This window comes from Pseudomonas sp. B6001, from assembly GCF_013386015.1.
In the GTDB taxonomy this organism is placed as follows: Bacteria; Pseudomonadota; Gammaproteobacteria; order Pseudomonadales; family Pseudomonadaceae; genus Aquipseudomonas.
In genome coordinates this window covers 43549-58957 of the sequence record NZ_JACAOX010000004.1, presented here as the reverse complement: position 1 = coordinate 58957, position 15409 = coordinate 43549, and the positions used below count along the sequence as shown (strand labels likewise).

Genomic DNA, 15409 nt, shown 5'->3' with positions numbered 1-15409 from the left:
GGTTTTTATGGGGGCATTCCTGGCTGGAATACCATCGATAATGGCAATACTATGGCCCCTTGAACCCCACCCGTAACGCCCCGAAAAGCGGATCAAGGAACGATCACTAGATGAAACAAGCGGTTGTCGTCATCCACGGAATCGGCGAGCAGCGCCCGATGGATACCCTGCGTGGCTTCGTCGAAGCGGCGATCCCGGCGGACACCCCCGAGGCGACGCCTTTCTACTGGAGCAAACCCGACCGGTTTTCGCGCAACTTCGATTTGCGCGTGTTGAAGTCGGCGGGTCGCAACACCACCGATTTCTACGAGTACTACTGGGCCCACAAGATGCAGGGCACCAAGGTCGGGCACCTGCTCAGTTGGCTATGGGACATTTTCAAGCGTCCGCGCCGGGATATCCCGACGGCCATCGTGCCGATCTGGCGCGCCACGCGCTGGGCCTTGCTGGCCCTGCTCGTGCTGCTGGTCAGCGGAACCCTGGCGACGCTGTATGGCCGATTCCCCCACAGCGACAACCCCTTCGCCCTGATCCCGGTGCTGCTGGCGGTGATCGGCCTGGCCCTGAAGTACTCGGCACTGTCATACCTTGGCGATGCCGCCCGCTACCTGAGCCCCAACCCGCAGAACGTGGTGGTGCGCGAACAGATCCGCGCCGATGGCGTCGACCTGCTGCGCGCCCTGCATGACAAGGGTGATTACGACCGCATCATCGTCGTCGGCCACAGTTTGGGCAGCGTGATTGCCTACGACATCGTCGGCTACCTGTGGCACGAGCATCACGATCAGTTACGCCCCCGCGGCCCGGAACTCGCCGCCCGCTACGCCAACCACGAGCGACTGCAACCGGTGGTCCAGGACACGCTGCCAAAGGCTGGAAACGCCCTCGACGGCCGCCTGCAAAGCCTCCTCAGGTTCCGCGAACAGCAAGCCGAAGCCTTTATCGAACAACGCAACCTCGGCAACCCGTGGCGCATCACCGACCTCGTCACCCTCGGCAGCCCGATGGCCCACGCCAGCCTGTTGCTGGGCCGCAGCGTGAGCGACTTCCAGCGCCGCATCGAACGCCGCGAAGCCCCCGCCTGCCCGCCGACGCTCGACGATAAGGGCTACGGCTACAGCGGCCGGCTGCCCGTCACCGTCGGCGGTCGCCCATTTTCACCCCTGTATTTGCACCATGCCGCGGCCTTCGCCGTGACCCGTTGGACCAACCTCTACTTCCCCGCGCCCCTGGGCCTGTTTGGCGACATCGTCGGCGGCCCGGTCAGCCCGGTGATGGGCCCCGGCGTACTGGACCTGCCGGTCAGCGTGGGCAAATGGAAAGGCTGGCTCGCCAGCTCCTGGCTCAGCCACACCCATTACTGGAGCGAACGCGGCGGCGCCAAGGGCTACCTGAATAAACTGACCACCGATGACGCGGCGATTACCCTAGGCGAACGTCCGTCGGCGACTGAAGCGTTGCGCTGGGCGATTGATCTCAAGGGGGTGCGGCGTTTTCGCCAGGCGGGCGTCAGAGACTTAGTGGCTGAACCCGAGGCCTAGCCCGAAAAGCCACCGTCCTCCAGGAACGCCCGCTCCTCCTCTGTCGTGACCCTAGCCAACACCTCATTACGATGAGGAAAGCGCCCGAACCGCTCGATGATGCGGGCGTGCTCCTTGGCCCAGCGGTAGGTATTGGCATCAAGGTCCTTGTTCAGGGCCAGCGACAGCTGTTGATCCCCGGGATCTTCAGAATGCTCGAAGGGCAAATAACAAAACGCCCGCAACGGGGTTTCGATCGATTTGTCCATCCCCGCCTCGACCATCTGCCGCGCGTACAAACGCGCAAGCGGGTCGGTGGCGAACATATGCGCCGTGCCACGGAAGGTATTGCGCGGGAACTGGTCCAGCAGTAACAGCAACGCCAGCGCGCCTTCCGGCGTTTGCATCCAGCTCTCCAGTTCGCGCCGGGCCGCCTGCAAATGCGTGGTGTAGAAAGCCTCGCGAAAACGCTGGTCAAACCCTTCATCCTTGGCAAACCAGAGCTTGGGCCCCGCCTGTTTCCAGAACTCAATAACCGCCATTGCTGCATTTTCCATCGTCGTCACAATCCTCTCCTCACTCACTCCACAAATTTCATCATCACTCTAAACAAAATCTATAAAGTTTCGGAACGTGTCTGAATGTTTCCACCGCACACAGGTCGTGTTGATGATCCTACGCCTTGCCCAGATTTTCAGTGACTCCAGCACCCAGGTTCGCGCCAAGCTGTTTGGCATCTACGGGTTGTTGATCGGCATTAACGTCGTCGCCTGGATCTGGGCGCTGGTGGCGTTCCATGAGCACCCGGTGTTGCTCGGCACCGCGCTCCTGGCCTACGGTTTCGGGCTGCGGCATGCGGTGGATGCCGACCATATCGCCGCCATCGACAACGTGACCCGCAAGCTGATGCAGGAAAAGAAACGTCCGGTGGCGGTGGGCTTCTTTTTCTCCCTGGGACATTCTTCGGTGGTGGTCCTGGCATCCATTGGCGTCGCGTTTGCGGCCTCGGTGATGCAGGCGCGGTTTGAAGGGTTCAAGGCCATCGGCGGGGTGATCGGCACGTCGGTCTCGGCCTCGTTTCTGTTGGTCATCGCCTTGATGAACCTGGTGATCCTGCACGCGATCTACAAGGCCTGGCGCCATGTGCGCCAGGGCGGTGCGTATGTGGAGGACGACTTCGACCTGCTGCTGGCGGACCGGGGTTTCATGGCGCGGATTTTCCGCCCGGTGTTTCGCCTGATCAGCCGCAGCTGGCATATGTACCCGTTGGGTTTCCTGTTCGGCCTGGGCTTTGATACGGCCACCGAGATCGGCCTGTTGGGGATTTCTGCGACCCAGGCCTCTCAAGGGCTGTCGCCGTGGGCGATCATGGTGTTCCCGCTGCTGTTCAGCGCCGGCATGTCCCTGGTGGACACGCTGGACGGCCACCTGATGCTGGGGGCATACGGCTGGGCGTACATGAAGCCGATCCGCAAGATCTACTACAACATGACCATCACCCTGGTATCGGTGGTGGTTGCGGTGGTGATCGGCAGTATCGAGGCGTTGGGGTTGATGGGTGACCAGTTGGACCTGAAGGGATCGTTCTGGAGTTTTATCGGCTCGCTGAACGACAGTTTCGGGATGCTGGGCTACATGATCATCGGGATCTTCGTGGCCAGTTGGGCGATCTCGGTGATGCTGTATCGCCTCAAGGGCTTTGACCGGATTGAAGTGAATGCGGGTTGACCTTTTGGCTGTGCCGCCTGTTGTAGCTGGAGGTGTGGTGAAGGGATTTTTTTGTGGCGAGGGGGCTTGTCCCCCGTTGGAGTGCGAAGCGCTCCCGGCTTTTTTGGGGCTGCTGCGCAGCCCAACGGGGGACAAGCCCCCTCGCCACAAAGGCTCCCTCGCCACGGGTTGTTCATCACCTGATAGGTTTTCGCAGGTTCAGAAATCCACCGTCGCCGACAATTTCACTGTCCGCGGCTCACCCTGGGTCAGGTAGTTATTGGCCGTCGACGCCGACGACCAGTACGCCTTGTTCGCTACGTTTTCGACGTTGGCGCGCAGGGTGATGTATTTGTCATCCGCCTTGAAGCCATAACGCGCCCCCAGGTCGACGCGGGTCCAGGCCGGGATGCTCAGGCTGTTGGCGGCGTTGACGTATTCGCCACCGGTGCGCAGCATCCGTGCGCTGACCGCCGCACCCTGGATGCCCGGCACATCCCAATCCGCACCGATGTTGTACTGGAAGCGCGGCACACCCGCGGCGCGGTTGCCGTCGGTGGCGCCGTTGGAAGTGCTCTTCTGTTCGGTGTCCATCCAGGTGGCACCGGCCAGCAGGCGCAGGCCGTCGATGGGCTCGCCGAACACGTTGAGTTCCACGCCTTTGTTGATCTGTTCACCGTCGACAGTGAAGGTATCGAACTTCTGGCCCGGGAACCGGGTGGTCGCGTTGTTCGGCTGTTCGATGCGGTACACACCCAGCGTGGCGCCATAGTTTTCCCAGTCCAGCTTCACCCCGGCTTCCGTCTGCTTGCTGCGCTTGGGCGGGAAGACTTCGCCGGGGTTGGTCACGTTCGTGAGTGGCGCCGTCGGGCCCTGGGCCAGGCCTTCGATACGGTTGGCGTAGAACGACACGTGCTCCCATGGCTTGATTACCAGCCCATAGACCGGTGTGGTGATGGACTCGGAGTACGGTGTACCCCGTGCCCCCGTGGCCGTGTTCCAACTGTCCACCTCGATGGTCTGGCGCCGCACGCCCAGGGTCAACAGCACCCGATCATCCAAAAAGCCCAGGGTGTCGGACACCGCCGCACTCTTGATGCGGTTCTTGCCGACAACCCGCGGGTCGTGAATATCACTGCCGAAATAGGTGTTGGTAGGTCGCGGCGTTTGCGTCGGGTCGTACAGGTTGCCGGGCTGGCGGTTGGCTTGCAGGATCGCCTCGTAGGACGAGCGCTGCTCGCCCCAGATCCCCGACAGCCCGAAGTTCATCTGATGGGTCACCGGCCCCGTCGCAAAGTGCCCGTTCAAGCCGGCCATGGCGCTTTTGTTGTCTTCGTCATGGGGTGAATAGAGGAAGCCCACCTTGGCGCTGCCATCGTTGGCGACATACAGCGACGAATACTGGCCGTTCTCCCGAGTGTGCTTGGCGCCACCTGCCGCGTAGGCCGTCCAGTTATCGTTCAAGTCATATTCGGTGTTGACCATGCCGTAGGTGTCTTCCAGCTGCGACCAGCTCCAGTCCTGGGCGTAGTTGTCCTTGGCCGACGGCGGGCTGGGGACTTTGGTGCCGGTCAGGTAGACCACCGAGCGGCCGTTATTGATGCGTTCTTTCTGGTAGCCAAAGTCGGTGGAGACCCGCAAGCGCTCGCCGCGATAATCCAGGGCAACGGCGATCAACTGCGAGCTTTTGTTTTCGTCATCCACAGCGGTTTCGCCGCCGTGCCGCGCCAGGTTGACCCGGGCGCCAAAGCGGTTGTCTTCGCCAAAGCGTTGGCCGAGGTCGATGTGGCCGCCGGCCTGGCTGTCGCTGGCGTAATCGAGGGTGACGCTGCGGGTGGGCGTGTCTTCAGCGCGCTTGGGCACCAGGTTGACGCTGCCGCCGATCCCGCTGCCCGAGGGCGACACGCCGTTGACGAAGGCATTCGGGCCCTTGAACAACTCCACCCGTTCCAGGGCTTCGGTAGTGATGATCTGCCGGGGCAGCACGCCGTACAGGCCGTTGAATGCGATGTCATCGGTGCTCAGCGGCAGCCCGCGAATGGTGAACACCTGGGAGAAGTTGCCAAACCCGGACGACTGGCGCACCGACGCGTCGTTGAGCAATACGTCGCCGACGGTTCGCGCTTGTTGGTCGGCGATGGTTTTCGAGGTGTAGCTGACCACGCTGAATGGCACGTCGTTGATGGACCGATTGCCCAACACGCCCAGGCGTGCAGAACGTGCCACCTGGCCACCGGCATACGTGTCTGCCTGCGCCCCGCTCGCTTCACCGCTGATGGTGGTGGCGCCCAACTCCAACGCACCGCCGCTGGCCTGGGGCACCACGGTATAACCGTTGGTGCCGGTGCCTTGCAGGGTGTAGCCGCTGCCTTGCAGCAACTGGGCAAAACCCGATTGTGCGCTGTAGCTGCCTTGCAGCCCCGGGCTTTGTTGATTGTTGAGCAACGTGGAATCGAACGACAACGGCACCCCGGACAACGCCGCAAACTGCGCCAGCACATTCCCCAGCGGCCCCGCCGCGATGTTATAGCTGCGCGCCGCACTGCTTGGCGCAGCATCTTCTGCCTGGGCGTTCTGCAGCGGTGCGACGGCGGCAAGGGCGACCGCCAGGCTCAGTGCCTTCAACGGACGGGGGCAGTACGGGAGCGGTCTGGCGGTCATGGGCATTCCTGTCGGCGCGGAGCAATGTTGAGGGTTCTCCCCTACACCGGGCGACAACGAAAAAGGTATCAGCGAAAGTTGAAAAAGATCAGCGCGGCTCGACCGTCACCCAATACCCCGTCAGGCTGCTGACCTTGACCGGCAAGGTTTCCTGCAAGAGGTGCAGGCTGGCATCGGTATCGCGCAGGGGAAACGCACCCGACACCGTGAGGTCGGCAACCGAGGCATGGCAACGCAATACGCCGGCGCGATAACGCCCCAGCTCATCCAGCAGGTCCGCCAGGCGCATATGCTGGGCCAGCAGCATGCCGTTCTCCCAGGTCAGGGTGCTGACGTCCAGCGGCTCGACGGCGGCTACCCGGTCAACACTGAAGGCGCCCTGCTCGCCCGCCTTGACGATCACCCCCTGGCCGGCATGCGCCGCCAGCAACTCCACCGCGCCTTCGGTCACGGCCACTCGGCTTGCCTGCTCACCCACCCGCACGCTGAATCGGGTGCCCAAGGCCCTGGCGGTACCGTGGCGGGTCTGGACGATGAACGGGCGATGGGCCGAATCCTTGGCGGTGGTGATCAGCACTTCGCCCTTGAGCAGCTCGATACGCCGCACCTGCTCGGAGAGCGCGATATTCAGCGAGCTGCCGGTGTTGATCAGCAAGCGAGTGCCGTCGGGCAAGGTGAGGTTCCTTTGTTCGCCGATGGCCGTGTGCTGGTCGGCGGTCCACTGCTGCCACGGCACCTGCCGATACGCCAGCCAGGCCGCCGGGCCGGCCGCCAGCAACAACCCGAGCGCCTGGCGTCGGCCGAGGGATTTTTTGCGCCCGATGCGCTTCAAGGTATCGCCGGCAATCGCCGCCGGCACGCTGTTGAAGTCCCCCAGAATCGCCTGCGCCCGTTGCCAGGCCTGGGCATGCTGGGCGCTGCGGCCCTGCCACTGGGCGATGGCGCGGCGGTCCTCATCGGTGGCGCTGCCGGATTGCAGCTGCACCATCCAGTCGGCGGCTTCACCGAGGATCAGCGGATCAATCGACTGGCTCATGCCACGCTCAGGCAGGCCAGGAAGGCATCGCGCATGTAGCGTTTGACCGAAATCAGCGACACACCCAGGGCATCGGCGATCTGCTGATAGGTCAGGCCGTCGATCTGCGACATCAGGAAGGCCTGGCGGGTTTTTTCCGGAAGATCCCGCAGCATCGCCTCAATGCGGTACAGCGCTTCGAGGATCAGCCAGCGGGTTTCCGGCGAAGGTACATGCTGTTCGGGCAGGTGGGCGATGGTTTCCAGGTAGGCGCGTTCCACTTCCTGGCGGCGCCAGCTGTCGATCATCAGGCCCTTGGCGATATGGGTCAGCAATGCCCGTGGCTCGGCGCCCAGGTTGCCGGTGGTTTGCCGGGTGAGCAGGCGCATGAACGTGTCATGGGCCAGGTCGGCGGCATCGCTGGCGTTGCCCAGCTTGCGGTCCAGCCAACGGTGCAACCATCCATGGTGTTCGCAGTACAGGTCCTGGATATGCAGATTGAGGGGAGACGACATGCCGATCACCGGGGCGCGCCGGGCGGTGAGACCCAAGCGTAATTAAGAATTGATCGCATTCTAGTCTGCGCGGGGTAATGCTGGCAATTTCATGATTTTGATAACGCCGGTGACCCAATGTGGGAGCGGGCTTGCTCGCGAATGCGGTGGGTCAGTCGACATCTCCCGCGGCTGATACTCCGTATTCGCGAGCAAGCCCGCTCCCACATTTTTGATCTTCACCCGGCGTTTGATTCCGGGTGTCTGGATCAGGCCAGTTCGGCCCGCAGTTGACGCGCCGCTGTCACCATGTGAATCAGCGCCGCTTCAGTCTCCGGCCAGCCACGGGTTTTCAGGCCGCAATCCGGGTTGACCCACAGGCGTTCGGCCGGGATGCGTTTGGCCGCCTTGCGCAGCAGGTTGGCCATTTCCGAGGCATCCGGCACCCGTGGCGAGTGGATGTCATACACACCTGGGCCAATGTCGTTCGGGTAAGCGAAGGCTTCGAATGCCTCCAGCAGTTCCATGTCCGAGCGCGAGGTTTCGATGGTGATCACGTCGGCATCCATCGCCGCGATGGACTCGATCACATCGTTGAACTCGCTGTAGCACATGTGGGTGTGAATCTGGGTTTCGTCACGCACGCCGGAGGCGCACAGGCGGAACACTTCAGTGGCCCAATCCAGGTATTCCCTCCACTGCGCCTGGCGCAACGGCAAGCCTTCGCGGAACGCGGCTTCGTCGATCTGCACGATCTTGATCCCGGCGGCTTCCAGGTCCACCACTTCGTCACGAATCGCCAGGGCGAGTTGCCGCGCCTGTTCTTCGCGGCTCACGTCTTCACGGGGGAACGACCACATCAGCATGGTCACCGGGCCGGTCAGCATGCCCTTCATCACCTTGTTGGTAAGGCCCTGGGCGTAGCGAATCCACTCCACGGTCATGGCTTTCGGACGACTCAGGTCACCGAAAATCACCGCCGGTTTCACACAACGGGAACCGTAGCTCTGCACCCAGCCGAAGCGGGTAAATACATAACCGTCCAACTGTTCGGCGAAGTATTCGACCATGTCGTTACGCTCGGCTTCACCATGCACCAGCACGTCCAGGCCAAGGTTTTCCTGCACTTCGACAGCGTGGCGGATCTCGCTGTGCATGGCTTCGACGTATTCGGCTTCGCTCAACTTGCCGGCCTTGTAGGACTGGCGAGCCAGGCGGATCGAGGCGGTTTGCGGGAACGAACCGATGGTGGTGGTCGGGAACAGCGGCAGGTTCAGGCCGGCACGCTGTTTCTCGATACGTTGGGCAAACAGCGAGTCACGCTGGCTGTCCTTGGCGGTGATCGCCGCCACACGGGCTTGCACCGCCGGCTTGTGGATACGCGGCGAAGCGGCACGGGCCGCCTGCACGGCACGGCTTTCGGCCAGGGCGGCGATCACGTTCGGCGCTTCAGGCTGGTTCACGGCCTGGGCCAGCACCGCCACTTCTTCGCACTTCTGCACGGCAAACGCCAGCCAGCTTTTCAGCTCGGCATCCAGTTTGTCTTCCCGGTCCAGGTCCACCGGGCTGTGCAGCAACGAGCAGGATGGCGCCACCCACAGGCGATCCCCCAGGCGCTCATGAGCATGCTGCAAGGTGGCCAGGGCTTTTTCCAGGTCGCAGCGCCAAACGTTACGGCCGTTGACCACGCCCAGGGACAGCACCTTATAAGCCGGCAGGCGATCGAGGATGGTCGGGTACTGATCCGGTGCACGCACCAGGTCGATGTGCAGGCCGTCCACCGGCAGGTTGGCTGCCAGGCCGAGGTTCTCTTCCAGGCCGCCAAAATAGGTGGCCACCAGCTTCTTCAGCGGGTCGCGCTGGATCAGGTTGTAGGCACGCTCGAAGGCGTTTTTCCAATCCTGCGGCAGGTCCAGCACCAGGATCGGCTCGTCGATCTGCACCCACTCCACGCCCAGGTCCGCCAGGCGCTGGAAGATCTGACCGTACAGCGGCAGAAGGCGGTCCAGCAGGTCGAGTTTGTCGAAATCACCACCCTTGGCCTTGCCCAGCCACAGGTAGGTCAGCGGGCCGATGACCACCGGCTTGACGGTGTGGCCGAGGTCGCGGGCTTCCTTGACCTCTTCGAACAGTTGCTCCCAACCCAGCTGGAATTGCTGGTCGGCGCTGAATTCAGGGACCAGGTAGTGATAGTTGGTGTCGAACCACTTGGTCATTTCCTGGGCGTGGGCACCGCCGCAGCAGTTGTCACTGACGCCACGGGCCATGCCGAACAGGGTGTGCAGGGTGGCTTTGCCGTCGGCCGGGCGGAAACGCTCGGGGATCACACCGAACATCAGCGAGTGAGTCAGTACCTGGTCGTACCAGGCGAAGTCACCGGCGGGCAACAGTTCGATGCCGGCTTTCTTTTGCAGGTCCCAGTGCGTCTTGCGCAGTTCACGACCTACGGCGTGCAGGCCGGCTTCGTCGAGCTCGCCCTTCCAAAACGCTTCCTGCGCTTTTTTCAGTTCACGATCGCGACCAATGCGCGGGAATCCAAGGGAATGGGCAACAGCCATGACGTAAAGCTCCAATGTGTTTGTATGGGAGCCATTGTCGGGATCGAGTGATAGTGAGACAAACTCATTTTATTTGAGATGATCACAAGTTCCACTCATGATGAAATGCACCGCCCAGGCTTGAGTGATTGCGCGGCGCTCACGCTCCATGCGCACGGGAGTGGGTGGGCCTTGGTTTTGCTTATCACTGAAATAGCTGGCGGCGTCTGTTTCGGTGCCCGGCCGCTCAGCATACTTTTGCTTCCCAAGCCCCAAGGAAGCCCCCACATGGAACAGCAGCCGCCACTGACCACCCTCCTCGTTCACTTCGTAGCCCTTGGGCTCACACTCCTCGGCATCGGCAGCCTGGCGCTGCTGATGGCCTGGGCCGGGCGTCTGATTTTCTAGTTCAATCGGCGGGAATATCGGCGCTCAACGTGCGGATCAACGCTTGCGCCTGAGAGTCCCGCTGCGCGGTATACAGCACCACTTCACGACTGGGCAGCGGCGGCAGGTCGAAACGCTGCTCCACGTCGACGCAGCCACCGGGCGCCATCCGCCCAACCATCGCACCGATGCCAATCCCCGCCACCACAGCAGCGCCGATCGCCAGGATCCCGCTGCCCACGAACGCCTCTTCCCAGGCACGGTTCTGCTCGGCCAGCGCCGCCATCACCATGCTGCGCATGCCGCAGGGTTCCGGCTGGATCGCCAGGGGCAACGCCCCGCCCTGGCGCAATTCGAAGTCGTGGGAAGCCATCCAGCCAAAGCGTTCGATGCCCACCACTTCGCCGTCCTGGCGACGGTTGTCGTGCCGCAGGATCATCGCCACATCCAGCTTGCCCTGCTCGTAGTTCATCAACATATCCCGCGAGGTGCCGAGGCTGAACGCCACGATCACGTCCGGGTCGGTGGTCGCCAAACGTCGCAGCCACAGGCTGAGATCGGCGCCGACAATGTGGTGGCTGACGCCCACGCGCAAGGTGCGTTTCTGCGGGCCAAAACAATTCATCGCATCCTGGTAGTTGTCCAGCAAGCGGCGGGCGCTGGCCAAAAACATCTGGCCATGGGCCGACAGCGTGACTCGTCGCGGCGTGCGTTCCAGCAGCTTGCGGCCAAGGCTTTCTTCGAGGCGTTTTATCTTCAGGCTGATAGCCGCCTGGGTGCCGCCGATGGCATCGGCAGCGCGGGTAAAGCTCTTGAGTTCGGCGACCAGGACGAACGCCTGGATGGCGTCGATATCGGGCATTTTCATGGATGGGCTGGCGATAGAGAGTCAAGACGTGACGTTAGCATGCCGCGCCTGCTGACCAAACCACTGCATGATCAGCACGCAGCCTGGGTGTGACGCCGCCGGCGATTGCACGGTTGGCCACTCGGTGGTGGACCAAGTTGAAGACCAATACGTGATACCAGGAGAGCGTTATAGTCGCTGCATCGAATAGGGAATTGAGTCAATACAGTGGATAGGTCAACGGACGGTTTGTCGATACGCACCCTCTCGGCGTTGCCCGAAGAGATCCTGGTATTGGAAGCAGAAGCCGTCGCCGAAGGGTTCAGGTTTCTCACGCGACTCGTTGCAGAGTGGTCCAGCGGCGCCAACCGTTTTGACCAGCCAGGCGAATGTCTTTTGGGTGTATTCAGCAACGGGCAGTTGATCGCCGTTGGCGGTTTGTCCCATGACCCTTACGCCGGTCCGGAGGTTGGCAGGCTGCGCCGGGTGTACGTCGCACAGGCATCAAGGGGACGCCAGGTGGGTAAAGCGTTGGTAGGCCAGCTTTTGGCACGCGCTGCGCAATCCTTCCATGTCGTGCGCCTGTCTACCGACACCCACGAGGGCGCAAGCTTTTATCTGCGCTGCGGGTTTGAGCCGGTACAGGACGAACATGCAACTCACGCTAAATCATTAATTGATCAGGAGGCTTCATGCAGGTGATCAACGACAACCGGCCTGAATACGTTCGGGGGGAGATGACGGTTTGATGTCAGTGTGGGTGCGTTTTTGTCATGTGGGAGCTGTCGAGCCTCAGCGAGGCTGCGATAGCGGTGTGTCAGGCAGCTTATTTATCGGCTGTGCCGCCGCCTTCGCAGCCTCGCTGAGGCTCGACAGCTCCCACAGGGGATAGGGGTTGTTTGGTGGGCTTGTGTTTCAAAGTCAGGCCACCAACCCCGCTTTGGCGGCGTTGGCGAGTATGTCTTGGGCGGGTACATTGACCCATGTGGCGGCGTCCACCTCGCCCTGTTTTGCCAGCCAGGCCTCCACCATCTGGTAGCCCAGCGTGTATCCCAGCCATCTTGGCCGCGCGCCGGTACCAAAGAACCATTCACTGTGGTCGTAATACGTGGCCTCGAGAAGCTGGCGGTCTACCGGGGCACTCAGCAGTTCCTGGAGGGCAAGCGCCCGCTCCCACAACTCCGGCTCACTGCCCAGCACCTGCCGCACAAACTGCCCGGCCAGGCCCTCACTGACCATCGCCTCCCCCAGCGTCCAGCCATAACCGGGGCCCGCCATGCGCAGGCAATGGTGCACCTCATGCACCACGTGTCGACGCAATGCACCGCTTCGCAGGCTGGTGAGGAAATTCGGGTTATCGGGATCAAGGGTCATGCTGAACATCGTGCTGCGATAAGCACGGCCCACCAGGCCGAGTTCCGGAAGAGTCTCCCCCGGCAACCGCTGGATCAGGATGTCCAGCCGCGGCGGCGGCAGCAGTTGCGCGATTGCCTCGTAGGCAACCTCAAACTCTCGGATCAACTCCGGGCGAAACTGCGCCAGGCTCCCCGAAGCTTCCAGCCAATGCTGCGTCCATGCGTCCATTCTCACCTCTCGTCGCCCAAGCCGTGGTCCGTTATCAAAGCGGCTCATCATACCTACGGGCTGTCATATTCACAGGCCAGCTTATAACCGGGCCAGCAAATTCCGCTGACTAACCTTTCGATCTGTCCCAAGTGCGGGCACAATGCGTGTCCTTTTTTGGCAGGCACCGCCGCAGGCTCTGAAAATGATCAAAACGCCGTACTACCTCATCGACAAACAGAAGCTTCTGGTCAACATGCAGAAGATCGCCTACGTGCGCGAACAGTCCGGCGCCAAGGCTCTGCTGGCCCTCAAATGCTTCGCCACCTGGTCGGTGTTCGACCTGATGCAGGAATACATGGACGGCACCACCTCGTCGTCGCTGTACGAGCTCAAGCTGGGTCGCCAGAAGTTCGAAGGTGAAGCCCACGCCTACAGCGTGGCCTGGGCCGACGATGAAATCGAGGAGATGCTCGACAACTGCGACAAGATCATCTTTAACTCCATCAGCCAGCTGCAGCGCTTTGCCGAGCGCAGCGAAGGCAAGACCCGCGGCCTGCGCGTCAACCCGCAAGTGAGCAGCTCCGACTACCTGCTGGCCGACCCGGCGCGCCCGTTCAGCCGTCTGGGCGAGTGGGACCCGGTGAAGATCGAAGGTGTGATCGAGCAAATCTCCGGCTTCATGTTCCACAACAACTGCGAGAACGGTGATTTCAACCTGTTCGACCAGATGCTCAACACCATCGAAGAACGCTTCGGCGCGCTGCTGCACAAGGTCAACTGGGTCAGCCTCGGCGGCGGCATCCACTTCACCGGTGAAGGCTATGCCATCGACGCCTTCTGCCAGCGCCTCAAGGCGTTCTCGCAGAAGTACGACGTGCAGGTGTACCTGGAACCCGGCGAAGCGGCGATCACCAACAGCGCCTCCCTGGAAGTGACCGTGCTCGACACCCTCTACAACGGCAAGAACCTCGCCGTGGTAGACAGCTCCATCGAAGCCCACCTGCTGGACCTGCTGATCTATCGCCTCAACGCCAAGCTGGCGCCGAGCAATGGCGAACACACGTACATGGTGTGCGGCAAGTCGTGCCTGGCCGGGGACATCTTCGGTGAGTACCAATTTGATCAGCCGCTGGCCATCGGCGATCGACTGTCGTTCATCGACACGGCAGGCTACACCATGGTCAAGAAAAACTGGTTCAACGGCCTGAAAATGCCGTCCATCGTAGTGAAACAACTCGACGGTACAGTCGAAGTGGTTCGTGAATTTGGTTACGACGACTACCTGTCCAGCCTTTCGTAAAGCGGACAGATAAAGGAGAGATAAAGCAATTGAAAAAGAACGTTCTTATCATTGGTGCAGGAGGTGTCGCCAAGGTGGTGGCCCACAAGTGCGCGCAGCACAACGACGAACTCGGTCGTATTGCTATCGCGTCGCGCAACATCTCCAAATGCCAGGCCATCATCGACAGCGTCAAGGCCAAGGGTAGCCTCAAGGTACCCGCCGACATCCAGGCCTTCGCGCTGAACGCTTTGGACGTGGAAGCGACCAAGGCACTGATCCGCGAGACTGAATCGCAGATCGTCATCAACGTCGGTTCCGCGTTCCTCAACATGTCAGTATTGCGTGCCTGCATCGACACCGGCGTGGCGTACCTCGACACCGCCATCCACGAAGAGCCGGGCAAGGTCTGCGAGACCCCGCCGTGGTACGGCAACTACGAATGGAACCACCTGGAAGAGTGCAAACAGAAGAACATCACGGCCATCCTTGGCGTGGGCTTCGACCCGGGTGTGGTCAACGCTTATGCAGCGCTGGCGCAACAAAAGCATTTCGACCGCATTGATTCGATCGACATTCTCGACGTCAATGCCGGCTCCCATGGCAAATATTTCGCCACCAATTTCGACCCGGAAATCAACTTCCGCGAATTCACCGGACAGGTGTGGAGCTGGCAGAACAGCCAGTGGACCAGCAACACCATGTTCGAAGTCAAACGCACCGACGACCTGCCTGTGGTCGGTTCGCAGAATCTGTACCTGACCGGCCACGATGAAGTGCACTCGCTGTCGAAAAACCTCGACGTGCCCAATGTGCGTTTCTGGATGAGCTTCGGCGAACACTACATCAACGTGTTCACCGTGCTGAAAAACCTCGGCCTGCTCTCCGAAAAACCGGTCACCACCGCCGAAGGCCTGGAAGTCGTGCCGCTGAAACTGGTCAAGGCCGTGCTGCCCGACCCGTCGTCGCTGGCGCCTGGCTACACCGGCAAGACCTGCATCGGCGACCTGGTCAAGGGCACCAAGGATGGCCAGCCACGCGAGCTGTTCATCTACAACGTGGCCTGCCACGAAGAAGCCTTCGCCGAGACCGACAGCCAGGGCATCTCCTACACCGCCGGCGTACCGCCGGTAGCCGCAGCGCTGCTGGTTGCCCGTGGCGAGTGGGACGTGAAGCACATGGCCAACGTCGAGGAACTGCCGGCTGAGCCGTTCCTGAAGGCGCTGGACGTGATGGGCTTGCCGACTCGGATCAAAGACGAGAACGGTGACCGTGCCTGGGATGCGATTGCCTGACAGGCGATAGTTGACCGAACAAAAAAATGCGCCCTCAGGGGCGCATTTTTTGTTGGGGCTCACATAAATATCAAAGAACAATGAAGATCAAAATGTGGGAG

12 protein-coding genes are annotated in these 15409 nt (G+C 61.6%); 5 read left to right on the top strand and 7 right to left on the bottom strand.

Translation table 11 applies throughout. The features are described 5' to 3' along the window. Positions 1-110 precede the first annotated feature (110 nt). Complete coding sequence (locus HX821_RS06315; protein ID WP_177035434.1) at positions 111-1541, top strand: hypothetical protein; 1431 nt, start codon at positions 111-113, stop codon at positions 1539-1541. Here the strand turns inward: HX821_RS06315 and HX821_RS06310 are convergent. Next, positions 1538-2077, bottom strand: a complete 540-nt coding sequence (locus HX821_RS06310; RefSeq protein WP_177035559.1) for a DUF924 family protein — start codon at positions 2075-2077, stop codon at positions 1538-1540. The genes HX821_RS06315 and HX821_RS06310 overlap by 4 nt on opposite strands. Before the next feature lie 112 nt (positions 2078-2189). Here HX821_RS06310 and HX821_RS06305 point away from each other — a divergent pair, with 112 nt between their 5' ends. Beyond that, a complete protein-coding gene (locus tag HX821_RS06305; protein ID WP_087692446.1) occupies positions 2190-3248 on the top strand; it encodes a HoxN/HupN/NixA family nickel/cobalt transporter in 1059 nt (352 codons plus the stop codon). A 198-nt stretch (positions 3249-3446) separates the two neighbouring features. Here HX821_RS06305 and HX821_RS06300 read toward each other — a convergent pair whose 3' ends face one another. The 5 genes from HX821_RS06300 to HX821_RS06280 form a co-directional block, all read right to left on the bottom strand. Next, positions 3447-5888: a TonB-dependent receptor gene (locus HX821_RS06300; protein WP_177035433.1), complete on the bottom strand. Its 2442-nt coding sequence runs from the start codon at positions 5886-5888 to the stop codon at positions 3447-3449. A gap of 88 nt (positions 5889-5976) precedes the next feature. Then, positions 5977-6924, bottom strand: coding sequence for a FecR domain-containing protein (locus HX821_RS06295; RefSeq protein WP_177035432.1), 948 nt, complete (start codon positions 6922-6924; stop codon positions 5977-5979). Further along, positions 6921-7418 carry a sigma-70 family RNA polymerase sigma factor gene (locus HX821_RS06290; protein WP_102606001.1) on the bottom strand — a complete coding sequence of 166 codons (498 nt, stop codon included), beginning with the start codon at positions 7416-7418 and terminating at the stop codon, positions 6921-6923. The genes HX821_RS06295 and HX821_RS06290 overlap by 4 nt, the downstream gene beginning before the upstream one ends. Positions 7419-7666: 248 nt before the next feature. Beyond that, the gene (gene metE, locus HX821_RS06285) at positions 7667-9955 is read right to left on the bottom strand and encodes a 5-methyltetrahydropteroyltriglutamate--homocysteine S-methyltransferase (protein ID WP_177035431.1); all 2289 of its coding nucleotides are present in this window, start codon (positions 9953-9955) and stop codon (positions 7667-7669) included. 388 nt (positions 9956-10343) lie between these two features. Continuing rightward, positions 10344-11189 carry a LysR family transcriptional regulator gene (locus tag HX821_RS06280; RefSeq protein WP_256344163.1) on the bottom strand — a complete coding sequence of 282 codons (846 nt, stop codon included), beginning with the start codon at positions 11187-11189 and terminating at the stop codon, positions 10344-10346. 207 nt (positions 11190-11396) lie between these two features. On the opposite strand from HX821_RS06280, the gene HX821_RS06275 reads away from it, so the two are divergent. After that, positions 11397-11870, top strand: coding sequence for a GNAT family N-acetyltransferase (locus HX821_RS06275; protein WP_008435409.1), 474 nt, complete (start codon positions 11397-11399; stop codon positions 11868-11870). Between the two features lie 219 nt (positions 11871-12089). Here HX821_RS06275 and HX821_RS06270 read toward each other — a convergent pair whose 3' ends face one another. Further along, positions 12090-12752 carry a DUF2268 domain-containing putative Zn-dependent protease gene (locus tag HX821_RS06270; RefSeq protein ID WP_177035430.1) on the bottom strand — a complete coding sequence of 221 codons (663 nt, stop codon included), beginning with the start codon at positions 12750-12752 and terminating at the stop codon, positions 12090-12092. A 184-nt stretch (positions 12753-12936) separates the two neighbouring features. Here HX821_RS06270 and HX821_RS06265 point away from each other — a divergent pair, with 184 nt between their 5' ends. Together HX821_RS06265 and HX821_RS06260 are read left to right on the top strand one after the other, a co-directional pair. Continuing rightward, a complete protein-coding gene (locus HX821_RS06265) occupies positions 12937-14034 on the top strand; it encodes a carboxynorspermidine decarboxylase (RefSeq protein WP_003211413.1) in 1098 nt (365 codons plus the stop codon). A 29-nt stretch (positions 14035-14063) separates the two neighbouring features. Next, the gene (locus HX821_RS06260; RefSeq protein WP_003211412.1) at positions 14064-15308 is read left to right on the top strand and encodes a saccharopine dehydrogenase family protein; all 1245 of its coding nucleotides are present in this window, start codon (positions 14064-14066) and stop codon (positions 15306-15308) included. The last annotated feature ends 101 nt before the right edge of the window (positions 15309-15409 follow it).

What these genes read in the sequence shown, in the direction of transcription:
- HX821_RS06315 (WP_177035434.1), top strand. Translation starts at nt 111, where the DNA reads ATGAAACAAGCGGTTGTCGTCATCCACGGAATCGGCGAGCAGCGCCCG.
- HX821_RS06310 (WP_177035559.1), bottom strand. Translation starts at nt 2,077, where the DNA reads ATGGAAAATGCAGCAATGGCGGTTATTGAGTTCTGGAAACAGGCGGGG.
- HX821_RS06305 (WP_087692446.1), top strand. Translation starts at nt 2,190, where the DNA reads ATGATCCTACGCCTTGCCCAGATTTTCAGTGACTCCAGCACCCAGGTT.
- HX821_RS06300 (WP_177035433.1), bottom strand. Translation starts at nt 5,888, where the DNA reads ATGACCGCCAGACCGCTCCCGTACTGCCCCCGTCCGTTGAAGGCACTG.
- HX821_RS06295 (WP_177035432.1), bottom strand. Translation starts at nt 6,924, where the DNA reads ATGAGCCAGTCGATTGATCCGCTGATCCTCGGTGAAGCCGCCGACTGG.
- HX821_RS06290 (WP_102606001.1), bottom strand. Translation starts at nt 7,418, where the DNA reads ATGTCGTCTCCCCTCAATCTGCATATCCAGGACCTGTACTGCGAACAC.
- metE (WP_177035431.1), bottom strand. Translation starts at nt 9,955, where the DNA reads ATGGCTGTTGCCCATTCCCTTGGATTCCCGCGCATTGGTCGCGATCGT.
- HX821_RS06280 (WP_256344163.1), bottom strand. Translation starts at nt 11,189, where the DNA reads ATGAAAATGCCCGATATCGACGCCATCCAGGCGTTCGTCCTGGTCGCC.
- HX821_RS06270 (WP_177035430.1), bottom strand. Translation starts at nt 12,752, where the DNA reads ATGGACGCATGGACGCAGCATTGGCTGGAAGCTTCGGGGAGCCTGGCG.
- HX821_RS06265 (WP_003211413.1), top strand. Translation starts at nt 12,937, where the DNA reads ATGATCAAAACGCCGTACTACCTCATCGACAAACAGAAGCTTCTGGTC.